The sequence below is a fragment of the Haloarchaeobius sp. HME9146 genome, from assembly GCF_025399835.1.
GTDB lineage: Archaea > Halobacteriota > Halobacteria > Halobacteriales > Natrialbaceae > Haloarchaeobius.
In genome coordinates this window covers 1321355-1344327 of the sequence record NZ_JAODVR010000001.1, presented here as the reverse complement: position 1 = coordinate 1344327, position 22973 = coordinate 1321355, and the positions used below count along the sequence as shown (strand labels likewise).

18 protein-coding genes are annotated in these 22973 nt (G+C 67.8%); 12 read left to right on the top strand and 6 right to left on the bottom strand.

What is annotated here, in order from left to right; translation table 11 throughout:
- The first annotated feature begins 3 nt into the window (after nt 1-3).
- Nucleotides 4-1470: a response regulator gene (locus tag N6C22_RS06815; protein WP_261650344.1), complete on the top strand. Its 1467-nt coding sequence runs from the start codon at nt 4-6 to the stop codon at nt 1468-1470.
- A 138-nt stretch (nt 1471-1608) separates the two neighbouring features.
- Nucleotides 1609-4104 (top strand): DNA topoisomerase I, encoded by a 2496-nt coding sequence (locus tag N6C22_RS06810; protein WP_261650343.1) that lies wholly within the window; start codon nt 1609-1611, stop codon nt 4102-4104.
- Between the two features lie 6 nt (nt 4105-4110).
- On the opposite strand, the gene N6C22_RS06805 is transcribed toward N6C22_RS06810, so the two are convergent.
- Nucleotides 4111-5340 (bottom strand): hypothetical protein, encoded by a 1230-nt coding sequence (locus N6C22_RS06805; RefSeq protein ID WP_261650342.1) that lies wholly within the window; start codon nt 5338-5340, stop codon nt 4111-4113.
- Nucleotides 5341-5388: 48 nt separating this feature from the next.
- On the bottom strand, nt 5389-7932 hold the full coding sequence (locus N6C22_RS06800; RefSeq protein ID WP_261650341.1) for a TaqI-like C-terminal specificity domain-containing protein: 2544 nt from the start codon (nt 7930-7932) through the stop codon (nt 5389-5391).
- A 90-nt stretch (nt 7933-8022) separates the two neighbouring features.
- On the opposite strand from N6C22_RS06800, the gene N6C22_RS06795 reads away from it, so the two are divergent.
- The 3 genes from N6C22_RS06795 (at nt 8023) to aspS (ending at nt 10869) form a co-directional block, all read left to right on the top strand.
- The gene (locus N6C22_RS06795) at nt 8023-8721 is read left to right on the top strand and encodes a phosphoglycerol geranylgeranyltransferase (RefSeq protein ID WP_261650340.1); all 699 of its coding nucleotides are present in this window, start codon (nt 8023-8025) and stop codon (nt 8719-8721) included.
- A gap of 100 nt (nt 8722-8821) precedes the next feature.
- On the top strand, nt 8822-9496 hold the full coding sequence (locus N6C22_RS06790) for a helix-turn-helix domain-containing protein (RefSeq protein WP_261650339.1): 675 nt from the start codon (nt 8822-8824) through the stop codon (nt 9494-9496).
- A 68-nt stretch (nt 9497-9564) separates the two neighbouring features.
- Nucleotides 9565-10869 (top strand): aspartate--tRNA(Asn) ligase, encoded by a 1305-nt coding sequence (gene aspS, locus N6C22_RS06785; RefSeq protein ID WP_261650338.1) that lies wholly within the window; start codon nt 9565-9567, stop codon nt 10867-10869.
- Nucleotides 10870-11053: 184 nt separating this feature from the next.
- On the opposite strand, the gene N6C22_RS06780 is transcribed toward aspS, so the two are convergent.
- Nucleotides 11054-11440: a hypothetical protein gene (locus N6C22_RS06780; RefSeq protein WP_261650337.1), complete on the bottom strand. Its 387-nt coding sequence runs from the start codon at nt 11438-11440 to the stop codon at nt 11054-11056.
- Between the two features lie 100 nt (nt 11441-11540).
- Here N6C22_RS06780 and N6C22_RS06775 point away from each other — a divergent pair, with 100 nt between their 5' ends.
- The 4 genes from N6C22_RS06775 (at nt 11541) to N6C22_RS06760 (ending at nt 17700) form a co-directional block, all read left to right on the top strand.
- Nucleotides 11541-12371: a pantoate kinase gene (locus N6C22_RS06775; RefSeq protein WP_261650336.1), complete on the top strand. Its 831-nt coding sequence runs from the start codon at nt 11541-11543 to the stop codon at nt 12369-12371.
- Between the two features lie 50 nt (nt 12372-12421).
- Complete coding sequence (locus N6C22_RS06770) at nt 12422-13810, top strand: PQQ-like beta-propeller repeat protein (RefSeq protein ID WP_261650335.1); 1389 nt, start codon at nt 12422-12424, stop codon at nt 13808-13810.
- A gap of 290 nt (nt 13811-14100) precedes the next feature.
- Nucleotides 14101-16905 carry a YegP family protein gene (locus tag N6C22_RS06765; RefSeq protein WP_261650334.1) on the top strand — a complete coding sequence of 935 codons (2805 nt, stop codon included), beginning with the start codon at nt 14101-14103 and terminating at the stop codon, nt 16903-16905.
- 42 nt (nt 16906-16947) lie between these two features.
- A complete protein-coding gene (locus N6C22_RS06760) occupies nt 16948-17700 on the top strand; it encodes a 4-phosphopantoate--beta-alanine ligase (RefSeq protein WP_261650333.1) in 753 nt (250 codons plus the stop codon).
- Nucleotides 17701-17727: 27 nt separating this feature from the next.
- Here N6C22_RS06760 and N6C22_RS06755 read toward each other — a convergent pair whose 3' ends face one another.
- The gene (locus tag N6C22_RS06755) at nt 17728-19062 is read right to left on the bottom strand and encodes a cytochrome P450 (RefSeq protein WP_261650332.1); all 1335 of its coding nucleotides are present in this window, start codon (nt 19060-19062) and stop codon (nt 17728-17730) included.
- A 211-nt stretch (nt 19063-19273) separates the two neighbouring features.
- On the opposite strand from N6C22_RS06755, the gene N6C22_RS06750 reads away from it, so the two are divergent.
- The gene (locus tag N6C22_RS06750) at nt 19274-20572 is read left to right on the top strand and encodes an alpha/beta fold hydrolase (protein ID WP_261650331.1); all 1299 of its coding nucleotides are present in this window, start codon (nt 19274-19276) and stop codon (nt 20570-20572) included.
- Nucleotides 20573-20635: 63 nt separating this feature from the next.
- Here N6C22_RS06750 and N6C22_RS06745 read toward each other — a convergent pair whose 3' ends face one another.
- The gene (locus N6C22_RS06745; protein WP_261650330.1) at nt 20636-21013 is read right to left on the bottom strand and encodes a hypothetical protein; all 378 of its coding nucleotides are present in this window, start codon (nt 21011-21013) and stop codon (nt 20636-20638) included.
- Between the two features lie 327 nt (nt 21014-21340).
- On the opposite strand from N6C22_RS06745, the gene N6C22_RS06740 reads away from it, so the two are divergent.
- Both N6C22_RS06740 and N6C22_RS06735 read left to right on the top strand, forming a co-directional pair.
- Nucleotides 21341-22117, top strand: coding sequence for a hypothetical protein (locus N6C22_RS06740; RefSeq protein WP_261650329.1), 777 nt, complete (start codon nt 21341-21343; stop codon nt 22115-22117).
- Complete coding sequence (locus N6C22_RS06735; protein ID WP_261650328.1) at nt 22118-22696, top strand: hypothetical protein; 579 nt, start codon at nt 22118-22120, stop codon at nt 22694-22696.
- A gap of 6 nt (nt 22697-22702) precedes the next feature.
- On the opposite strand, the gene N6C22_RS06730 is transcribed toward N6C22_RS06735, so the two are convergent.
- Complete coding sequence (locus tag N6C22_RS06730) at nt 22703-22936, bottom strand: hypothetical protein (RefSeq protein WP_261650327.1); 234 nt, start codon at nt 22934-22936, stop codon at nt 22703-22705.
- Nucleotides 22937-22973 lie beyond the last annotated feature (37 nt).

The window sequence follows — 22973 nt, the reverse complement described above, 5'->3', positions numbered from 1 at the left end:
GCCATGCCGACCGGCAGGCAAAGCCCCATCAGGGTTCTCCACGTCGACGACGACGAGGGGTTCCTGTCGCTCACAAGACGGACACTCACCCGCGAGTTCGACCAGCTGACGGTCGAGTCGACGACCGACCCGGACGCCGCGCTTCGCGAACTCGACAGTGCGGACTGCGTCGTCAGCGACTACCGTATGCCGGCGATGGACGGCCTCGCCCTGTTCGAGGCGGTCCGCGAACGCGACCCCGACCTCCCGTTCGTCCTGTTCACCGGGAAGGGGTCGGAGGACGTGGCGAGCGAGGCGCTGTCGACGGGTATCACGGATTACGTCCGCAAGGACGCCAGTTCGGACCAGTTCGAACTCCTCGCGAACCGCATCGAGCAGGCCGTCGCGACCGCCGAGCGCGAGCGCGAACTCCGCGAGGAGCGCGAACGCTTCGCGGCGCTGTTCGACAACATCCCCGAGCCGACCGTCGCCTACGAGCTCCGCGACGGTGACGAACCGTACGTCACCGACGTGAACCCGGCGTTCGAGCGGGCGTTCGGGTATCCTACCGAGGATATTCGTGACGAGCCCCTCGACGAGTTCGTCGTCCCGGAGGACTGCACGTCGGAGGCGGCATTCCTGAACGAACAGGTCGCCAAGGGCGAACCGCTCGACGCGGAGGTGACGCGGCTGACGGCCGACGGCGAGCGCCAGTTCCTCCTGCGTGACGTACCGAACGAACACGAGAACGGGACGCAGTACGGCTACGCCATCTACACCGACATCACGGATCAGCGCGAACGGGAGCAGGCGCTGGAGGCGAGCCGGGCACAACTCGAACGCCAGAACGAGCGCCTGGAGGCGTTCGCGGGCGTGGTGAGTCACGACCTTCGGAATCCGCTCTCGGTCGCGACGAGCCACGCCGACCTGCTCGCCGAGACGGGCGAGGTGGACCGAATCGAGCACGTGCAGGACGCCCTGGGGCGGATGGACGAACTCGTCCAGGACCTGCTCGCGCTCGCCCAGCACGGGACCGCGGTCCAGCAACTCGGCCTGCACGACCTCGAAACGCTCGCGGTCAGGGGCTGGAGTTCGGTCGAAACGCGGAACGCGACGCTTTCGGTCGAATGCGAGGGAGCCATCCGGGCCGACGATAGCCGGGTGCAGCAGTTGCTGGAGAACCTCTTTCGCAATTCGGTCGAACATGGGTCGACGGACGACGGCGCACTCACCATCCGCGTCGGCTTCTGTGACGGGGACGGCTTCTTCGTCGCCGACGACGGCGAGGGTATCCCGGCCGACCGTCGCGACGAGGTGTTCGACCACGGCGTCTCGACGGCCCCCGACGGCTCCGGGTTCGGGCTCGCCATCGTGGAGTCCATCGCGGACGCCCACGACTGGACGGTCGCGGTCGCCGAGAGCGAGTCCGGCGGGGCGCGCATCGAGGTCCGGGGGGTCGACGTGGTCCGGACGGCTCGACGGGAGACGTGACACCTCTCGCGCCCGCACTCACCCGCGCGCAGCCGCGCCTTGTCCCCGTGCTGTCTATCGATTTTCGGCCCCGAAACCTTTAGAACGACCTCCGACCTATCCACCGCCAATGACCGACCGAAGGGCCGGGGGTGACCCATGGAGCTGATAATCACAGAGAAGGACAACGCGGCGCGACGCATCGCCGACATCCTGAGCGGTGAGTCCGCCAGCGCCGAGCGCGAGAACGGCGTCAACGTCTACAAGTGGGGTGGCAAGCGCTGCGTAGGGCTGTCTGGCCACGTCGTCGGCGTGGACTTCCCGCCGGAGTACAACGACTGGCGCGACGTGGAGCCACACGAACTCATCGACGCGAGCATCCAGAAGACGCCGACGAAGGAGAACATCGTCGCGACGCTGCGCCTGCTCTCGCGCAAGGCCGACCGCGTCACCATCGCGACTGACTACGACCGCGAGGGTGAACTCATCGGGAAGGAGGCGTACGAACTCGTCCGCGAGGTGAACGACGACGTCCCCATCGACCGGGTCCGGTTCTCCTCCATCACCCAGCGCGAGGTGACCGAGGCGTTCGACAACCCGGACGACCTCGACTTCGACCTCGCGGCGGCGGGTGAGGCCCGCCAGATCATCGACCTCGTGTGGGGGGCCGCGTTGACTCGCTATCTCTCGCTCGCCGCCCGCCAGCTCGGTGACGACTTCATCTCGGTCGGGCGCGTGCAGTCGCCGACCCTGAAGCTCATCGTCGACCGCGAGCGCGAGATCGAGGCGTTCGACCCCGAGGACTACTGGGAGCTGTTCGCCGACCTCCAGAAGGACGACGAGGAGTTCGAGGCGCAGTACTACTACCTCGACGAGGACGACAACGAGGCCGAGCGCGTCTGGGACGAGGAAAGCGCCGAGTCGGTGTACGCCGCCCTGCAGGACGCGAGCGCGGCGACAGTCTCGGACGTGGACCGGCGTACCCGGACCGACACGCCCCCGGCCCCGTTCAACACCACGCAGTTCATCCGGGCGGCGAGTTCGCTGGGCTACTCCGCCAAGCGCGCCATGAGCATCGCGGAGGACCTCTACACCGCCGGGTTCATCACCTACCCGAGAACGGACAATACGGTGTACCCGGACGACCTCGACCCCGAGGAACTGCTCGACGACTTCGTCGGGCACTCCGAACTCGGCGAGTCTGCCGAGGACCTGCTCGACCTCGAGGACATCGAACCGACCCGCGGCGAGAACGAGACGACCGACCACCCGCCCATCCACCCGACCGGCGAGATTCCGGTCCGCGGAAGCGACGTGGACGACGACGAGTGGGAGGTGTACGAACTCGTGGTCCGGCGCTTCTACGCGACCTGTGCCGAGCCTGCGAAGTGGGAACACCTCAAGGTCGTCGCCGAAATCGGCGAGCACCTGCTCAAGGCGAACGGGAAGCGCCTCGTCGACGCCGGCTACCACGCCGTCTACCCGTACTACAACACCTCCGAAAACCACGTCCCCGACGTGACCGTCGGCGAGGACCTGGCGTTGGGCGAGGTTCGGTTCGAGGCGAAACAGACCCAGCCGCCCCGCCGGTACGGCCAGTCCCGCCTCATCGAGACGATGGAGAAGATGGGCATCGGGACGAAGGCGACCCGCCACGAGACCCTGGAGAAGCTGTACGACCGGGGCTACGTCGAGAGCGACCCGCCGCGGCCCACCCAGCTCGCGAAGGCCGTGGTGGAGGCCGCCGAGAACTACGCCGACCACATCGTCAGCGAGGAGATGACGGCCCAGCTGGAGAAGGACATGGACCGCATCGCCGCGGGTGAGGCCTCCCTCGAGGACGTGACCGGCGAGTCCCGCGAGATGCTCGAACAGGTGTTCGCGGCGCTGCGTGACTCCCGCGAGGAGATCGGCGACCACCTCCAGAAGAGTTTGAAGGCCGACAAACAGCTCGGCCCCTGCCCCGAGTCCGGCCACCAGCTGCTGGTCCGGCGCTCACGGCGCGGCTCGTACTTCGTCGGCTGTGACGGCTACCCGGACTGCGAGTTCACGCTCCCGCTCCCCTCGACGGGCAAGCCGCTCATCATGGACGAGACCTGCGAGGAGCACGAGATGCACGAGGTGAAGATGCTCGCGGGTCGCCAGACGTTCGTCCACGGCTGCCCGATGTGCAAGGCCGACGCCGCGGGCGAGGGCCCCGCAGTCGGGCCGTGTCCGGACTGCGGTGAGGAACACGAGGGCGAACTGCGCGTGAAGACCCTGCGCAACGGCTCCCGGCTCGTCGGCTGTTCGCGCTACCCCGACTGCGACTACTCGGTGCCCCTGCCCCGCCGCGGGAGCGTCGTGGTCATCGAGGACGAGGTCTGTGACGAGCACGACGCGTTCTCCATCCACGTGGAGTACGAGGATTCGGACCGCGACCCGTGGGAACTGGGCTGTCCCATCTGCAACTACCGCGAGTACCAGGCCCGAGAGAGCGACTCGGGGACCGACCTCGAAGCCCTCGAGGGCATCGGCACGAAGACCGCCGAGAAGCTCAAGGAGGCCGGTATCGAGAGCGTCGACGACCTGAAGGAGGCCGACCCCGACGAGGTCGCGGGCTCCGTCCAGGGCATCAGTGCGGACCGCGTGCGGAGCTGGCAGGCGAACGCCTGAGCCGGCTCAGTAACTCGTTTCTGCGGATTCGTTGTCCGGGATACCGAACGACGCCGTGATGGACCCCTGTTCGACTTTCACGAAGGGGTCGACGACCGCGAAGGCCGCGGCGTCCTCGGGCAGCGTCGGCCGGTCACCGACCGCGACGCGAAGCTCGCCGTCGTAGGTGCTCCCGACCACGTAGAGGTACATCGTCTCGCCGGGGTCGACCGACTCGGGTACCGTCACGTTTCCGAGTTCCTGCGAGTACAGCGAGAGGGTGACGTTCGTCCCTGCCGCGAGCGCGTCGTCGCCGGTGTTTTTCGCGACCAGCAGGCGGTCGGTGCTGGTCTGTGGGTCCGGTTCCGCGGTCGAAACCGCGAGTCGGGGGACCTCGCCGAGCCAGTCCGGGCGCTCGACCGACGCCACGTCGGTCTGGAGGTCGAAGTCCGCCCGGAGTGCCGGCGTGTCTGCACCCTCGTCGTACAGTTCGAGGTCCATCGCGGTCACCGTCCCCTCCGGGGTGACCAGCACGGTGCCGGACATGTCTGCGAACCGGCCGCCGCCGAAGAACTGCGAGAGTTGGAACCCGGAGACGTTCTCGTTGTTCACACCGGTCGCGCGCAACCGGACGTAGCGCTGGCCGTCGCGCTCGACCGTCCCGTCGACCGCGAACTCGCCGTACTCCAGCAGGAAGTTGGGGTAGCCCTCGGCGAACGCGAGGACGTAGAGCGGGCCGATTCCGTCGAGGCCGGCGTGGGAGTAGTAGCTGCGTTGGGCCGAGGTCGTGTTCCAGACCGCGCTCACGTTCCCGTCGTCGCCCATCCAGGCATGCGTCTCGGTGTCGCCGCCCGCCAGGACGCCCCGGGCTCGTGGGCCATCGCTGTGGAGCCGGATCACGCGCTCGCCGCCGGAGCGGTTCGCGAGCGTGAGGACGTGCCGGTAGCCGTCGTCGTCGTCGTTCACGTTCTCGGTGTGAGCCTGCCAGAGTGTCGTCACGTCGGCGAGCCCGGAGTCGTTCACCCCTGGCGGGAGGAGGTCGGTCGAGACCGAGGGGGCGTTGGTCGTCTCGGTCGCTAGCGCCGGTGTCGTGGTCGGCGTCGCTGTCGCCTCGGTCTGTGTCACCGTCGTCGGTTCGGCCGTCGTCCCGGGCGCTGTCGTGTCGGTCGCCGTCGTCCCTGGGGCGCTCTGCATGGTGTTGCACCCCGCGAGCACGAGAAGCACGGCAAGCAGGAGGGCTTTCGTGGCCTGTCGCATGGTCCCGACCACAGGGCACCGGCGCAAAAGTGTTTCTCCAGCGACCAGTCAGTCGCCAGTGACTGCCGCCTCGACGATTTCGATCTCCTCGTCGGTCAGCCCGTACAGGTCGTAGACGATCTGGTCTATCGACTCGTCCGTCGTCGCTATCTGCTCGTCCAACTCGTCGGCGCGTTCGTTCGCCCGCAGGTACGCCTCGAACTCGTCGGCGATAGCGGCGGGGTCGGGCACCCGAATCGCGAGCAACCGGTCGGCGGGCGAGTTGGTCTTGCTGGCCTGGCGGCGGAACCCGGCGGTCCCGTCGCCTCGCGCGACCGCGGCTGGGACGACGGCTTCCACGAGCGCCGCGAGCCGGTCGTCGCAGTCGAGTCGGACCGCCGGTCGCAGGTCGGTCTCGACGAACCCCCAGCGGTCGGTCTCGGTGGTCGAGAACTCGGCTCCCGATTCCGCGAGACGGTACCGGGCAGTCGCCTGGAGTTCGACACCGGCGTCGGTGCGTTCGACGGCGACGCTGCCGATGCGGAGCCCGTCGTGGGTTCTCGTACTGGCTCCCAGTGGTCCCGTCGCGATGGGGACCGCACCGAGGGCGGCCAGGTCACGGCCGGCACTGTCGGCCGAGTCAGGCTCGTGGTCGAGCGCCAGTTCGGGCTGGACCGTCCGCCGGTCCAGCCGGGCGTCGTGAGCCTCCCTGGCGAGCGATTCGAGCCGGTCCAGGGCGTCCGGCGCGGGGTCGGCGGGGAGCGGAATCTCGCCGAAGAACATCGGTTTGCACCGGAGGTAGCCGCCGCTGACGTGGCTGCCGCCGTACACCTGCCTGAAGTACCAGTCGACAGGGGTCGCGTTCACGAGCGCGAGCAGAGCCCACACCGAGTACGGGGACGCCTCGCGTGGCCGGACCACGTAGCACGAGTTCAGGGCGTAGCGGCCGCGGTCGTCGTAGCCCGCCTCGGGCCCTTCGCTCACGTCCGGGACGAGCAGTTTCTCGCCCTCGAACAGCGCCGGTTCTCGGAGGTCGGCGTACTCGCCGTGCTCGCGGTCGACGAGGCCAGCGTCGTATCTGATGTGGCGGCCGCCCCACTCGACCAGGTACGGCGTGACCGCGTCGCCGCCGACGACCGGCTCGGTGTCGGGGCCGGGCTCGTCGACGAGCAGTTTCTCGCGGACGTTGCCCGTGTGGATGCCCTCCGTCATGGTCGCGTGGTCGCCGAAACGTTCCCCGACTGCGGAGAGCCGCGCGACGAGGTCGGCGGCATCGGCCGAGAGGTCGGTCGGGACGACCCGGTCGCCGAGGCGGTCCACGACGGTGCGCGGGACCGACACGCGCTCGGCGGCCGCGATGGTCGACTGGTCGGTCGGGTGGGCGACGGTGACGGCCTCGGTCGGCCCCGCGTCGGCCGCGAAGCGCAGGACGAGCGGGTAGACGTTGGCGTCGGGGAACACGCCCAGCGAGGACAGGTCGACGAGTTCGGTGAGGCGGTGCCGGTCCAGCAGGTCGTCGCGCAGGGGCCGGCCGTATCGCGTCGTCGTCCACTTGTTCGGGACGACGAGGCCGACGGTTTCGGCGAGGTCGCCCGCGCGCTCGACGAAGGGGATGTAGAGGTCGAACGCGCCGGTGACGGTCCGGTAGGTCGAGCGGAGATACGCCTTCAGGTCGGCGTCGATGTGCCGGCTCCGGACGTAGGGCGGGTTGCCGATGGCGGCGTCGAAGCGGCCGTGGCCGCCGGTCGACCTGTCGACCGCCAGCACGGTCGGGAAGGCCGCGGGCCAGTCGAGGGGGTCGGAACCGTCGGAACCGGCTGGTGGCTCCGGGCGCTCGCCTGCCGGCCCCGCCCCGACCAGCGAGTCGCCGACGACGAGGTGCTCGCGGAGGCTGGCGAGTGCGTCCGGGCTGGCGTCGGTCGCGAGCCAGCAGACGAGGGTCGCGAGGTCGACCGCGCGGGCGTCGAGGTCGACCCCGTACACCGCGTTCGCGACGAGCGCGTCGGCGAGTTCGTCGGGGTCGCGCCCGGTTTCGGCCGCAATCCGGTCCCGGAGCGCGGAGACCGCGCCCACGAGGAAGCGGCCACAGCCCATCGCGGGGTCGAGAATCGCGAGGTCGGCGAGGTCGCGCTCGCCCGCGACCACCGCATCGGCCAGCGGGGCGACCGTCTCGTCGACGACGTACTCGACGACCGGCAAGGGCGTGTAGTACGCGCCAGCAGCCTTGCGTCGCTCGGCGAGGACCGTCTCGTGGACCGTCCCGACGTGTCGCGGGTCGAGGCTGGCGAAGTCCCTCGGGTCGTCGGTGTCGCCGACGGTCCGGAGCGTCCGAATGGCCTCGGTGAGGGTGTCACCCTCGGGCCACGCGTCCAGCGGGAGCGGGTCGGTCTGGACCCGTGCCTCGATGGCTGCCCAGGCCGCGTCGAGGCGCGCCGCCAGTCCCGCCTCCGTCTCCCAGTCGACCGGCTCCGGGAGTCGGTTCCGGGCGTCGGCGAAACAGCAGACGAGGACCCGCGCGAGGGTCGTGTCGCCAGCGTCCCCGGCCGGCAGTCGGTCCCGTGCCGCGAGGGCGTCCGCTCGTAATCGCGCGACGGGACCGGGCGCAGGAGCCATGTCTCTGCTGCAACAACGGCCGCTGGCGATGTCAATCTCCGGGTCGCGGTTTTCGAAGGGATTTTAGCCGGTCACGAGGTTCGTCCCCGTATGAGCCGACCGTGGGAGGACTGGAATCACATCCTCAAACTCGACCCCGACAAGGAGCTGCCCGACGGGATCACCTACGAGGACGTGTGCGCGACGGGCACCGACGCCATCGAGATCGGTGGAACACTCGGGATGACCGAAGAGAAGGTCGCAGAGGTCATCGACGCCTGCGCCGAGTACGACGTCCCGCTGTACCAGGAACCGAGCATGCCGAACGTCGTCGTCGACTCCGACGACCTCGACGGCTACCTCGTCCCGACGGTGTTCAACGCCGGCGACGTGTTCTGGGTGACCGGCGCACACAAGGAGTGGCTGCGCATCGACGACTTCGACTGGGACAAGACGACGACCGAGGCCTACATCGTGCTCAACGACGAGGCGAGCGTCGCCGAGTACACCGAGGCGGAGTGTGACCTCCGCGCGGACGACGTGGCCGCCTACGCCGAGATCGCAGAGCGCATGTTCGGCCAGGAGATCGTCTACATCGAGTACTCGGGCACCTTCGGCGACACCGAGAAGGTTGCCGCCGCACAGGAAGCCCTCGGCGACGCCACCCTCTTCTACGGCGGTGGCGTCCACGACTACGAGTCCGCGAACACGATGGCCCAGCACGCCGACGTGGTCGTCGTCGGTGACCTCGTCCACGACGAAGGGGTCGAAGCCGTCGAGGCGACGGTCCGCGGTGCGAACGACGCCTGAGCCGCTTTCTGTTCGACCTCGAAGCGACACGGAGAACCACTGATAAACACCTTCGCCAGCCGCGCATTGGTACTAAGGGTCATGCTGTCCAAGCGGAGCTATGAGCGTCCGGGCCGAATTTGCGATTGGAACGGACGGGTTAGTTCTCGCTGAAACACTCCAGTCGTTCCCAGGTGTGAAGCTGGAGGTCGGACAGGTAGCCCGGACGCGGGAGGGGGCCCTGAAATGCGACCTCTGGGTGACCGGCGTCGAGACCGAGGCGTTCATCCAGGAACTCGGGGGCGATTCGACCGTCCGGTCGGCGAACCGCCTGAGCGAGGACGGTTCGTGGACACTCCTGTCTACCCAGGTCGTCGGCGACGATGTTCGGTCGCTGTACGCGGCGTTGATCGAGCTCGATGGCCAGTTGCTCTCGGCGACCTGCGAAGGGAACCAGTGGTTCGTCAGCTTCCGGTTCCCCGACCGGGACGCGCTCGGACGCTTCGAGGAACAGCTTCGCAACACCGAGCCGGCCGTCGCCGTCGAATCCGTCGACAGCGGGGGGAACAAGCGCGGTGAGCCCGACCCGGACGGTGCCGAACCCCTCTCGGACGAACAGCAAGAGGCACTGCAGGTCGCGCTCCGGGCCGGGTACTTCACCGTCCCCCGCCGGGCGAACCTCGGCGACGTGGCGGACGAACTCGGTATCTCGGGGCAGGCCGCCTCCGAGCGTCTGCGCCGGGGGCTGGTCCAGCTCGTCGAGACGCAGGTCGGCGAGCAGACCCGGAAGCACTGAAAACCTTTTCGGAGGCGTGCTGGCACGAAACGAAGTCATTTAAGATACAGCCTCCGGAATCACGCGGTATGGAGAACAGAACGTACACCGCGGACGTGGAACCCGGAACGACGGCGACCGTCGCCGGCTGGGTCCACGAAACCCGCGACCTCGGTGGTATCGCGTTCGTCATCGTCCGAGACAAGACAGGCAAGCTCCAGGTCAAGCTGGAGAAAGACGAGATGGACGAGGAGCTCGTCGAGACCGGCCTCGACGCCGCCCGCGAGTCCGTCGTCAAGGTCACCGGCTCGGTCAAGGAGGAGCCCCGCGCCCCGACCGGCTTCGAGCTCGTCCCCGAGTCCTTCGAGGTCGTCGCCCCGGCCGACCCGCAGCTCCCGCTCGACCCCTCCGGGAAGGTCGACGCCGAGCTTCCGACCCGCCTCGACAACCGCACCCTCGACCTCCGCAAGCCCGACGTGAAGGCCATCTTCGAGATCCGCTCGGAGGTCCTGCGCGCGGTCCGCGAGCACTTCCGCACCGTCGGCTGCACGGAGATCAACACGCCGAAGATCGTCGCCACGGGTACCGAGGGCGGCACCGAACTCTTCCCCATCTCCTACTTCGGTGAGGAGGCGTTCATGAACCAGTCGCCGCAGCTGTTCAAGCAGCTCATGGCGGGCTCCGGCCTGGAGAAGGTCTTCGAGATCGGCCCCATCTTCCGCGCCGAGGAACACAACACGCCGCGCCACCTGAACGAGGCGACCTCCATCGACTTCGAGGGCGCGTTCCACGACCACCACGACGCGATGGACGTCGTCGAGGGCGTCGTCAAGGCCGCCTACGAGGCCGTCTCCGAGAACTGCCAGGAGGAGCTCGAACTCCTCGACCTCGAGGACGAGTTCGACCTGCCCGACGGTGACTTCCCGCGTCTCACCTACGAGGAGGCCATCGAGCGCGTCAACGCGACCGGCGAACTCGACGAGATGCTCGTCTACGGTGACGACCTCTCCACCGAGGCCGAGCGCGCGCTCGGCGAGGACGTCGGCGAGCACTACTTCATCACGAACTGGCCCAGCGAGATCAAGCCGTTCTACATCAAGGACCTCGACGACGACCCCGAGACCTCGACCGGCTTCGACCTCATGCACCCGCGCATGGAACTCGTCTCCGGTGGCCAGCGTGAGCACCGCTACGACCACCTCGTCGAAGGCTTCGAGCAGCAGGGCCTGAACCCCGACGAGTTCGAGTACTACACGAAGATGTTCAAGTACGGCATGCCGCCGCACGCCGGCTGGGGCCTCGGTGGCGAGCGTCTGGTCATGACGATGCTCGGGCTCGACAACATCCGGGAGGCCGTTCTCTTCCCGCGCGACCGACAGCGTCTGTCGCCGTAGGAAGCGAGGTCGCGAAGCGACCTCGGAATCGCGAACGGCGAAGCCGTGAGCGACGACGACGCGACCCTGTCGACGGGAAGCACGAGCAAATCTTCGATTTGCGAGTGAATTCCCGCGAGACCGACTACACACGAGCCAGTGCTCGCGTAGCCAGAAACCGACTCGGTTCCTTTCTTCGCCGCCGCTACAGCAGGTAGACGGCCACAGTAGCCGCCGCCATACCGACCGTACTCGACCCGATGAGCGTCTTCACCTGCCTGACGGCGTCGGCCTGGTCGACACCCTCGTCGGGGGTGACCCAGTTGTCGCTGTTGTATGCCATCGAGGCGAGTGCAAGCGTGAGGATACCGCCGATGAGGAGGACGACGAGACCGCCGACGAGTGCTTCGACGCCGGCCAGCAGGCCGCCGAACGCGGCGACGAGTGCCGCAGTTACGACCGTCGTGACCAGGACCGTCGTCACTGCCCCGCCGGGGCCGCCTTCGGTCCCGACGACCAGCCGGGAACCGCCGGCGAGCACGCCCGCGAGGAGGGCGGCCACGGCGATGCCCGTCAGCTGTGAGATGACCATATCGAGCCCTCTCGGTCGTTCGATTTCAATCGTGCGGTCCCCGACCACGGCGAACACGAGATGATAACGATTTAACGCCCGCGTCGCCCACTCTCGCGATATGACCGACGAGGCGCGTGCGTTCGTCCCGGGGCACATCACCGGGTTCTTCAGCGCGCATCCGAACGCGGACGACCCGACGAAGGCGGGGTCACGAGGGGGTGGCCTCACCCTCACGGACGGCGTCGAGGTGACGGTCCGCCCGAGCACAGAGCCCGCGGTGACGCTGAACGGCGAGTCAATCGAGGTTGATTCGGTCGAGACCGTCCTGCGGACGCTCGATGCGGGGGCGACCGTCGAGGCCGAGACGCCCCTTCCCCTGGGAGCTGGTTTCGGTGTCTCCGGCGCGATGGCGCTCGGCACCGCCCTGGCGACGAACCAGGTGTTCAACCGGAAGCTCTCGGAGAACGAACTGGTGACCATCGCCCACGGTGCGGAGGTGCAGGCGGGGACCGGCCTCGGCGACGTGGTCGCACAGGCTCGCGGTGGCATCCCCATCCGGCTGGAGCCGGGTGGCCCGCAGCACAACCTGCTCGACGGCATCCCCGCGAGAGCGCGGGTGGAGTACCTGAACATCGGCCAGCTCTCGACCGCCGAGGTGCTCTCTGGCGACACCGACCAGCTCTCGGAAGCGGGGAAGAAGGCGCTCTCGCGCGTGGTGAAGGAGCCGACGCTGGCGAGTTTCATCTTCGCCTCGCGCCGGTTCGCCCGCGAGGCCGAGTTGCTCACGCCCGAGGTGACGACCGTCATCGAGGACGTCATCGAGGCGGGCGGGCAGGCGTCGATGGCGATGCTCGGGGAGACGGTGTTCGCGCTCGGGACCGGGCTGACGGACGCTGGCTACGATGCGTCGGTGTGTGCGACCCATCCCGCCGGCGCGATGCTGAAGTGAGATTTTCAGTCTGCTGAAAGCTTATTCCCGGCGGTACGCAACGTTCTGTCATGTACGACCGTCGTCAGGTCCTCGCCGCCAGTGGGACCCTTCTCACTGGCGTCGCGGGGTGCCTCTCCACCGACGACCAGGGCACCGGCACACGAACCACGACCAGGTCGACGGCGACCCCGACCACCGACCCGGAGACGGCGACGAGCACGGACGACACGACCAGTGACGACTCCACGACCGAGGAGGATACGGCCGAACTCCCGGACTGGGAGCACGACTGGTACCGCAGCTGGGACTACGACCACGCGCTCGGCATCGACCCGTTCGGGGGGACGGCGTACGTCACCCTGAGCGACGAGAGCGACGGGAACTCCGCGACCGTCGCGGTCGACCCGGCCGACGGGACGACGCTGTGGGAGACCGTCCACGACGGTGAGGCCGTCGGGATGTCCTACGTCAGGCACAACGAGGGCGACGACCAGTGGGGCGTCACCATCACCGACGAGACGGTGTTCAGCGTCAACGGACGCGCCGACCAGTTCGAGTGGACGACGCTACACGCGCTGAACCGGGAGACCGGTGCGCGCCGGTGGAAAGTCCGGCGCGAGCGCCTGCTCGGCGTCGTCGGTGTGTTCGCTGGGCGAGTGTTCGTGCTGGCACAGGACTTCTTCAAGCCGGAGCATTCCCACGACGAACCCGAGCCCCGGCCGACGAGCCTGCTCGCGCTCGACGCCGCAACCGGCGAGGTGCGCTGGGAGGAGACGGTCACGGCGGCCGAGGCGACGGCCACGGCCGACGCTGCGGGTGCGTACCTCCTCGCGGACGACCGGCTCCTGGCGTTCGCCCACGACGGGACCAGCCGCGGCGAGCAGGCGCTGGGGACGGCGGGGACCGACCTCGCGGCCGCCACGGGTGGTCGCTACGTGTTCTACCGGGACGGGTCGGGAGACCACATCGCCGGCTTCGCGCCGGACGCGAGTCTCGACTGGACCCGCAGCGTCGACCACGGTGACCATCTCGCCGTCGACGGGGTGCTGTACCTCAGCAAGCCGAGCGTGAGTTCGCTCGCGGCCGATGGAGCCATCCGCTGGCAGTCCGACGCCTTCGGCGGCGACTTCGTCGTGAGTCCCGACGGGAGCGTGCTGTATGGTCGGTCGGGCCGCCAGGCCGACGCTGTCACGGCCTTCGCGACCGATGACGGGACGGCGCGGTGGACGTTCGACCCGCCAGCCCAGAACGCCTGGCCGGCGGCTGCAACCGCCGGGACGGTCGTCACCGAGGCGCTCGCCGAACAGGGGTACACCCTGTACCCGGTCGACGCGGCGTCGGGCAAACCCTTGGCTCGGCTGACGGGTGTCCACTCGTTCGCGGTCGAAGGACTCGACGAGACCGTACTGGTCGCCGATGGGTCGGGGGGTGTTCGGGCGCTCCCGGCGATACCCTGAGACGGGCTGAAGTCGGTCCTGAGGGCTCACTGGCGCGTCCTGCGGAGGGCGCGCACGTGCGCCAGAGACCCCCACGAACCCCCGCCGATTTCTTGTTCGTGAACAGGGACGACAGGGGTCCCAGAGAGTGACAACGAAAAACCATAAGAAATTTTTTTATTCGAAACCGCCAGACGTGTCGGCCACAACAGTTAATACATAGACTGGGTTGTACGTTTTATTTTCCTAAAATTAGGCGTGAGTGCCGTTGAAGCATTTATTATAAATGGGGGATAGATTCGCGTGTGGGCATGTCGACGCATACCGAAGTGAGGAACAAGCTGTTCGGATTGTACGAACAATACGTGGGTGAGCCGGAGTCCGAACGAGAGGTCTATGGCTACTGGATATTCATCGCAGGCTATCTCGTCGGAATCGGCGGAATCATCTTCTACCTGCTCGGCCCGGCGATGATGCCGGGCGAGCAGTTCGGGCTTCAGGAGGTGACCTGGTCCATCGCAGCCCTCGGGCTCTCGCTCGGGCTGTTCGGAATCGTGTTGCTGTTACCAGTACGCAGGCGAGCGATACAGGCGTCCGTGGTCGGGCTCGGCGTCGCACTCGTGGGTGTGGCACTGTTCACGACCGTCTACCCCCAGGCCTGGGGGCCGGACGTCGCCACCGACAGGAGCCCGATGGTCATCGCGACGTACCTGACCGGCAACGCGGTGCTGGCCGGTGTGACGGCGCTGGTACCGGTGCTGACGGGTCGCAAGGGCTTCCTGGTGGAAGAGGAAGGGTACGGCGACCAGCCTCCCGTGATGGTTGGGGAGGCGATGCGGGGCGCACTGTTCGCCGTGTTCCGCAACGAGCGTGACGACTGGACCTGGCGCATCATCCAGCAGGACGCACTGGCGAGCAGCGAGGCGACGGCGACGACCCGTCCCGACGCCGAGGCGACGATCGACGGCGTGAAGACACAGATAGACGAGGCCGGCCTCCTCGAGATCACCACAGCCGCGTTCCGTCTGTACGAGAACGACAACGGCGAGTGGCGCTGGGTGCTGATGCGGGACGACGGGAGTGTCGTCGCCGAGGGCACCGACCTCTACGAGGACCGCGACATGACCGAGGAATCGGTCAGCTTCGTCAAGGAAGCCGGCGCGGGTGCCGACATCCTCGACATCGACGGGGCCGCGTTCAACTACACCGAGCGCGACAACCGCTGGACGTGGGAACTGCTCGACGCCGACCGCAACGACCTCGCGGAAGGCGTCGGCGACTTCCCGGACCACGACAACGCCGAGAGCGCCGCGATGCGCATGGCCGAGGAGTTCGGTGACGCACGCGCACTCGCCGTGGAGTCCATCGGTGTCGAACTCTCCGACAACGGCGGGACGTGGGACTGGCGGTTCGTCGACGGCGACGACGACCTGCTGGCGACCAGCACGGCCGACTTCGACACGCGCCGCAAGGCCGAGTCTGCCGTCGAGGACGTCCTGCCAGCGGTCGGCGACTCCTCCGTGACCGTCGCCGGAACGCCGACCTACGAACTGCACGAGACGAGCGAGGGCTGGCGCTGGCGGCTGGTCGACGCGACCGAGAGCGTCGTCGCCCGGAGCCACCAGACCTTCGACGACCGCGCCGCGAGCGAGCGCTCGACCGGCGAGGTCGCCCGGAACGTCGCCAGCGCGGACCTCGTCGACATCGACGGGGCCGAGTACGAGGTGTACCCCGGCGATTCGGCCGAGGACGCCTGGCACTGGCGGCTCGTCACCGAGGACCGCACCGTCCTCGCGGACTCGACGTTCGACCACATGTCCGAGGACGCGGCCAACGAGGCCATCGAGCGTGTGCGCGAACAGGCCGCAGAAGCCGACCTCATCGAGTTCGAGAACGCCGCGTTCCAAGTGTACGAGGCGGACGACGGCGAATGGCGCTGGCGGCTCATCGACGAGGACGGCGGCGTGATGGCCGACTCCGGCGCGGAGCACGACTCCCGCTCGGAGGCGACCGAGGCCATGATGACGCTGAAGCAGAAGGCACCCGACGCGGAGATGCTGGAGATCGACACCGCCGCGTTCGAGCTGTTCCGCAACGACGACGACATGTGGGGCTGGCGGCTCATCGACGAGGCCGGCCACATGGTCGCCGAGGGGCCGAAGCTCCACGACTCCCGTGGCGGCGCACGGACCTACCTCTCGCAGCTGAAGGACAACCTCGACGCCGACGTGCGGACGATGGACAACGCCATCTTCCAGGCGTACACCGACGACGGCGACTGGCTGTGGCGGTTCGTCCTCGTCGACGGCAGCGTGGCCGCCGACGGCGAATCCGCACACGCCACCCGCGACGACCTGAAGCAGACGGTCGGGCGTATCCGCGACGTCGCCTCGGAGGCTGACTCCTACGCCATCGGGCAGTTCGTCGTCCAGCTCGTCGGCGAGGACGACGACTGGCGCTGGCGGCTCCTCGACCGCGACCGCGACACGGTCGCCGAGAGCGCCCGCGCCTACGAGACCGAACAGGCCGTCAAGGACGTCGTCATGACCATCCAGAACGACGCGGCAGACGCCCCCGTGTTCTCCATCGAGTCGGCGGTCATCTGGCTCACCCGGGAGGACCGCGGCTGGCGCTGGACCCTCAGCACCGAGGACCGCGAGGTGCTCGCGCAGGGGACGAACTACTTCGGCCGCAAGAGCGACCTGGAGGACCACGTCGAGGACCTCCGCCGGCTCGCACCGCAGGCCGGCCGCGTCGACTTCGGGGACGCCTCCTACGAGCTGTTCCGCGAGGGCGACAACTGGTTCTGGCGGCTGCTCGACTCGTCCCAGCAGGTCGTCTCGACCGGCGCTGGCGCGTTCGACAGTCGTGACGAAGCACGCGAGACCGTCGAGAGCGTGCGCGACCTCGTCAGCGCGGCGAGCGTCATCGAGATCGACGACGCCGCCTTCGAACTGCACATGCAGGACGGCGGCTGGATCTGGCGGCTCGTGGACGAGGGCGGCGAGTCCCTCGCCGAGAGCATCGAACCCCACGAGAGCCGGACCGAGGCGCGCGAACAGATGAACCTCGTGAAGGAGCACGCCCCCGAGGGCTGGGTCTCGTTCACCGAGTAACGGTTCCGGAGGTATTTTTTCGTCCGTGTCGTATCGCGCCGTATGAGTGACCACGTCGAGGTACCCGAGAGCCACCCGCGGTACCTGTCGTTGCTGACGCGGCACCGCATCGAGGCGGGTGTCGACAAGGGCATCACGAGCAAGCAGGGCCTCATCGCGGAGGGCCGCGGCGAGGCGTTCGACTACCTGCTCGGCGAGGAGACCATCCCGAGCGCGGACGCCGCCGAGCGCGCCGCCGCCGCGCACCTCCTGCTGGCCCGGCACCCGGTGCTGTCGGTCAACGGGAACGTCGCCGCGCTCTGCCCCGAGGAGATGGTCGAACTGGCCGAAGCGACCGGCGCAGACCTGGAGGTGAACCTGTTCAACCGTACTCCCGAGCGGATGCAAGCCATCGCCGACCACCTGCGCGAGCACGGCGCCGAGGGCGTAAAGGGGTTGACCGCCGACGCCCGCATTCCCGGCCTCGAACACGAGCGCGCCAAGGTCGATGCCGATGGCATCTACGACGCCGACGTGGTGCTGGTCCCCCTCGAGGACGGCGACCGCGCAGAGGCGCTGGCGGAGATGGGCAAGACCGAGATCGTAATCGACCTCAATCCCGGCTCTCGCTCGCCCCGGATGGCCGCCGTGCCCATCATCGACAACATCATGCGGGCGATTCCGAACATCACCGAGCACGCCCGCGAGCTGGCGGACGCGAGCGAGGAAGAGTTGCGAGACATCGTCGAATCGTTCGACCGCGAGGCGGCACTCGAAGAGGCTGAGGCGGCGATCCGGAACGGGAGCTTCGACTGAGACGGTCCCGACCGGCGATTCCTCGTTCTACCGCGCTTCGACCGTCATCCAGACCGGGTGCTTCGGGCGAGTCGTGACCGCGGTCTCCACCGCGAACCGCGTCTCGGGGTCGAGTTCGAGGTGGAAGTTCTGGTAGAGGCACGCGAGCACGAGCGTCAGCTCCATCAGCGCGAAGCGTTCGCCCACACAGCGACGCGGACCGGCACCGAACGGGAAGTACGCCAGCCGCGGCAGTGAATCACGGAACTCGGCGGTCCATCGCTCCGGGCGGAACGCCTCGGGGTCGTCGTACCAGCGTGGGTCGCGGTGGACGACCCAGGGCGGCGTCGAGACCGTCGCGCCTGGCGGGATGTGGTAGCCCTGGATCTCGACATCGTCGACAGGTTCGCGGTGGATGTCGTTCGCGGGCGGGTACAGCCGCAGCGCCTCTGTTATGACCTGTTCCGTGTACGTGAGGTTCCCCATCGTGGCCAGCGACGGTCGGTCGCCGGCGAGTTCGCGCTCGAGTTCCTCGACGAGTTTCGCCTCGACATCGGGGTGCGTCGCCAGCAGGTAGCAGGTGAACGTCAGGGCCTGCGCGGTCGTCTCGTGCCCCGCGAAGAGGAAGGTCATCACCTCGGCCCGGAGCTGGTCGGGGTCCATCGGCTCGTCGTCGGTGAGTTCGGCAGCGAGGAGTCGTGACACCACGTCGTCGCCGTCCGGGGTAGCCCGGCGCTCGTCGATGATGTCGTCCACGAGGGACTCCAGTTCGGTCAGTGCTCTGCTGAACCGACGGTTCCCCGGCGTCGGTGCCCACTCCGGGAGGAGGTGATACCAGACGCTGCCGAGGCGACCCAGGACAGCGTCGAGGCTCCAGCCGAGGTCCTCGATCTCTGACTCGATGTCGACGCCGAGGAGCGCCCGGGCGACGATGTCGAGCGTCAGTTTGCGCATCTCCTCGCCGAGGTTGCGTCGCTCCCCCGGCGTCCAGGTCGCGAGTCGTCGGTCGATGGCGTCGACCATCAGGTCGCTGTAGACCGCAATCTGGGCAGGGTGGAACGCCGGCTGGATACGCCGTCGTTGTTCGCGCCAGAGGTCGCCGTCGCTGGTGAACAGCCCATCGCCAGCGACCGAACCGAGGACGGCTTTCGTCAGGTGGCTCTTGGTGAACTGCTCGTTGTTCGTCACGAGCACCGACTCGATGTCGTCGGGGTGGTTGAGCTGATAGATGGGCTCGGTCAGGAAGTCGTAGTAGACGACGTCACCGTAGCGATGCCGGTTCTCGACGAGGAAGTCGAGCGCGCGTCGCGATTCGAGGGCGTTCCCGATGACGGGCATCCCGGACGGACCGGGTGGTTTGGCGGGTTCGGTGGTGGTTCTCATGAGCGCAGGGCTGTCACTACCGTATCTATCGCGTCGCTGAAGGATATCTCTCGTGCTGGGAGCGTGACCCCATCTACGACCGCGACGGAACCTGCGTGTAGATGAGAGGGCTGTGATTCGGGACGACAGCTTCGGCTGAAGAGACCCCGCCGAAGTCGAGCTTTCGAATATCAAGTTATTTGTCAGTCATCCAATAGCGTTTACTCGAACGATGGTTCCCACAGACGACCCGGCGGCGACGGTCCGGACCTTCGCAACACGATTCGTCGAGCAGTCGTTCGCAGAGGCGGTGGCCCTCCTCACCGCGGACGGACGAGAGAGTGTGGCCGAATCCTTCCCCGAGGAGTTCCAGCAGGGGGAACTCGACGCCGAAGACGCCCTCGAACAGTACTGGTGGGGGCTGTTCAGCCAGTACGGCGAGTTCGAGGGTGTGCGCGAGGTGACCATTGACAGCACCGACGTGACCGTCGAGTTCGCGTTCGAGAACGGGACCGAGACGGCGACCCTCGAACTCGACAGCGAGGACGACGGCATCACTGGCTTCTCGTTCTCCCCCGAGTACGCGGTCCCAGACTACGTCGACGAGAGCGCGTTCGCTGAACGCGACGTGACCGTCGACGCCGGGGATGTCGACCTCGATGGCATCCTCGTCGTTCCCGAAGGGACCGGCCCGTTCCCGGGTGTGCTGCTCGTCCACGGCGCGGGTATCCACGACCCGGACGGGACCGCCGGGAACTCGAAGCTTCTCAAAGACCTCGCGTGGGGTCTCGCCAGCGAAGGTATCGCCACGCTCCGGTACGAGAAACGTCTCAACGACCACGAGGTCGACGACGAGGACTACACGCTCGACAGGGTCGTCACCGACGACGCGGTCGCCGCCCTCTCGGAACTCGCCGCGGCGGATGAGGTCGACGAGGACGCCGTCTTCGTCGCGGGGCACAGCCAGGGCGGGATGACCGCCCCGCGAATCGCCGCCCGACACGGGAACGTCGCCGGTATCGTGAACCTCGACGGGCCCGCCGACCCGCCCCTCGACCCGGAGGATGCCGACATCATCCGGTACGAGTTCGAGCGAGACGGCGACCTCGACGAGGAGCAAGCGGCCCAGCTCGAAGACGACCGCGAGACGCTCCGGCGTATCGCCGCGGGCGACTTCGAGGACGACGAGACCCTGCATGGAAGACCCGGGACGTGGCATCGAAGCGTGCAAGACTGCGACCCCGCAGGCACCGCCAGCGACCTGGGCCGCCCCGTGTTCGTCATGAAGACGTGCCGGGCCGACGAGGAGACCCAGCCAGAACTCGTCGAGTTCATGCGCAAGGGATTCCGGGAGTGGCAGGACGCGGACCTTCCGGCCGGCAGCCGGGTCGAACTGTACGAGGGTGTCGACCACTACTTCCAGGCCGGACCGACGCCGACGACGATGGACTCGCTCTACTTCGGCGGGAACGTGGCGGACTACGTCGTCGCGGAGCTCGCGGCGTGGATCCACGAGACGAAACCGCAGTAAGAGGGACGGCGAGGAACCGGCGTGTGCCGGCGACGAGCCGGGAGACGATGGCGGAGACCGACCTCAGCAGCCGCCACCGCACCAGTCGGGACGGTCGATGAGTTCGCCGTCGAAGTACGCGTCGATGCCGTGGTTGTACTCGTTGATGGTCAGGTCGTCGGGACTGCTCGCCCCGTCGTTCCACTTGAAGACGTCGTAGCCCTCGGCGAGCCAGCCTGTCGAGACGTAGCTCTCCAGGCGCTTGCCATTCTGGTCCCAGAGGTCGCTAGCCTCGACGTTCTCGGTGGCCCGTGCGGACGGGGCGGGCATCCAGCATCGGAACGCGCCGCCACTGCCGTCGGTCTCGACCCTGATGCGATGGTCGTACCCGGCCTCTACTCTTGTCGTGAGGAGTCCGGCACCAGCAAGGGCACTGACGGCCATGCCCGACTTCTTGAGCACACTTCGCCTCGATTGGTGAGTACCATCAGATTGCATCCGGTGTCGAGGTTCCGGGGAGCGAGTAGTAAATATACCTTTTCCGACACCCAAATAACAGTCCACGGGGGAGAGAACAGCAATCCTGAAGTACGCCCTGTGCCCACTTTTCGTCTTCCGGGCTGGTACACCGACCTGCACCCACCCGAAAAATTACTCATCTCTGTCATTATTCGGCCACGCGTCGCTTCGTAGCTGTTCCAGTGAGTTTCTGATGGGTGCGGTCGTTCCCAGTGTGGTACCCAACGAGTGACGCCCAACGTTCTTGTCCTCCGGGTGCCAACAGTTCTCATGGTCCGATACACGGCTGGCAACGACCACGGCGCGGCAGTGCTCTCGCGCGCCGGGTACGCGGTGGATTCGGGTGATGGGCCGACCCTCGGCACCCCACAGTCCGACAGCACGCAGTTCTTCCGAACCGACCGACCGGTGGTCGTCGAATCACTCGCACCCGAGGAAGTCGGTGCAGAAACGCTGGTTCCGCGGTTCGCGAACGCGCTCGCCCGGGAACAGAACGTCCTGTTCGTCGTCCCGACCGAATCTCAGGTCGGGGCGGCACTGCACGTCCTCGACGCACCCTACTGCGTCGCGGCAGAGACCGACACCCGGTGTCGCACGTTCTTCAACGGGCCGGACCGCGTCCCGTTGTCGAACGGGCGCTACGCGCTGGCGCAGGCCGACGAGTACGTCTGGCGGGAGCTCGACCCCGAGGAGTCCGAACTGGAGGGGAGAACCGGCTCCGACCGCAAGGAGGTCGTCCTGACCGGCGACGGCGAGACCGTCGCGCTGTTCACCGACGTCGATGGGCTCTCGTGTCCCTCGCCCTCGGCGTTCCCGTTCTCGTACGGACGCGGCCACGACAAGCAGTTCCACGTCCAGGACCGCGACGGCCGCGAGGTCGGCCGCTTCACCAGCATCCAGGCGATGCGCACGCACGGCTACGAGCCGGTGCCGATGCCGCTGGTGCCCGAACACCTGTTCGAGCGTGGGTCGCTCGCGGGGTCGTGGGCCGTCGTCGCCGAGGACTCGTTCCGCGTGCACACCACCGACGGCACCCACGCGGTGTAGATGGCGGTGACACTGCCGGAGTCACGGCTGGACGAGGAGTGGCGACTCGTCGAGCAGGTGACCGAGACCGTGTTCAAACTGCCGACCGCGGAGGTCGTCGGGGACACCCACCTGTACGAGGACGGGCACCTCCGTGACACGGTGCGGGAGGCCACCGACGGCGTGCACGACCTGCCGTGGCGCTTCTTCTTCTCGACCGACCTGACGTTCCGGCCGCCACTCGCGCCCGGGTTCGGGACCGCGTCGGTGTTCCCGACCGTGGTCTCCTCGGCGCGCCGGGAGTTCGCCGGTGACCTGCGCGAGCGCGGCTTCGCCGAGGTCGAGCGCCAGCGAAGCGAGCGGATGCGCCTGTCGAGCGGGAGCCGTGCCCGTCTCAACCGGTACACCGCGCACTACCCGCTGACGGAGGCGGCGGTCGTCGTCGAGGGCTGGCTGGCGGTGTGGACCGCCGGCGGGTCGTTCGCGCTGGCGGGCGGGGCGTATCCCGTCGACGGACTGGACGAACTGGTCCCGTCGGTGGGGCTCTCGCCGGGGGACTACCGGAACGAGCTGCTCGACATGATCAAGACGGTCGGCTGAGCCCAATCAGAGCCAGCCGAGGTGCCAGTCGCCCGGTTTCACGTACAGCCCGAGCACGACCAGTGGCAACAACAGCACCAGGGTGCCGAGGAAGACGGCGACCAGGAGAAGGGCGAACGTCTCGCCGTGCGGGCCGATGGCGGCGACTCGCTGGGCGACCAGCCCGACGGCGACGAGACAGACCGTCATCGCCACGCCAACCAGCACGAGCCGCCACCGGACCACTCGGTCGCTGACCATGCAGTCAGGTCGATTCTCTGTCGCTTTGTTCTTTCGC

Bases quoted from the DNA above. Each gene is read 5' to 3' on its own strand.
- N6C22_RS06790 (WP_261650339.1), top strand. From the start codon at position 8,822: ATGAGCGTCCGGGCCGAATTTGCGATTGGAACGGACGGGTTAGTTCTC.
- N6C22_RS06730 (WP_261650327.1), bottom strand. From the start codon at position 22,936: ATGGTCAGCGACCGAGTGGTCCGGTGGCGGCTCGTGCTGGTTGGCGTG.
- N6C22_RS06780 (WP_261650337.1), bottom strand. From the start codon at position 11,440: ATGGTCATCTCACAGCTGACGGGCATCGCCGTGGCCGCCCTCCTCGCG.
- N6C22_RS06755 (WP_261650332.1), bottom strand. From the start codon at position 19,062: ATGAGAACCACCACCGAACCCGCCAAACCACCCGGTCCGTCCGGGATG.
- N6C22_RS06795 (WP_261650340.1), top strand. From the start codon at position 8,023: ATGAGCCGACCGTGGGAGGACTGGAATCACATCCTCAAACTCGACCCC.
- N6C22_RS06760 (WP_261650333.1), top strand. From the start codon at position 16,948: ATGAGTGACCACGTCGAGGTACCCGAGAGCCACCCGCGGTACCTGTCG.
- N6C22_RS06765 (WP_261650334.1), top strand. From the start codon at position 14,101: ATGTCGACGCATACCGAAGTGAGGAACAAGCTGTTCGGATTGTACGAA.
- N6C22_RS06815 (WP_261650344.1), top strand. From the start codon at position 4: ATGCCGACCGGCAGGCAAAGCCCCATCAGGGTTCTCCACGTCGACGAC.
- N6C22_RS06750 (WP_261650331.1), top strand. From the start codon at position 19,274: ATGGTTCCCACAGACGACCCGGCGGCGACGGTCCGGACCTTCGCAACA.
- N6C22_RS06770 (WP_261650335.1), top strand. From the start codon at position 12,422: ATGTACGACCGTCGTCAGGTCCTCGCCGCCAGTGGGACCCTTCTCACT.
- N6C22_RS06775 (WP_261650336.1), top strand. From the start codon at position 11,541: ATGACCGACGAGGCGCGTGCGTTCGTCCCGGGGCACATCACCGGGTTC.
- N6C22_RS06740 (WP_261650329.1), top strand. From the start codon at position 21,341: ATGGTCCGATACACGGCTGGCAACGACCACGGCGCGGCAGTGCTCTCG.
- N6C22_RS06735 (WP_261650328.1), top strand. From the start codon at position 22,118: ATGGCGGTGACACTGCCGGAGTCACGGCTGGACGAGGAGTGGCGACTC.
- N6C22_RS06810 (WP_261650343.1), top strand. From the start codon at position 1,609: ATGGAGCTGATAATCACAGAGAAGGACAACGCGGCGCGACGCATCGCC.
- N6C22_RS06805 (WP_261650342.1), bottom strand. From the start codon at position 5,340: ATGCGACAGGCCACGAAAGCCCTCCTGCTTGCCGTGCTTCTCGTGCTC.
- aspS (WP_261650338.1), top strand. From the start codon at position 9,565: ATGGAGAACAGAACGTACACCGCGGACGTGGAACCCGGAACGACGGCG.
- N6C22_RS06800 (WP_261650341.1), bottom strand. From the start codon at position 7,932: ATGGCTCCTGCGCCCGGTCCCGTCGCGCGATTACGAGCGGACGCCCTC.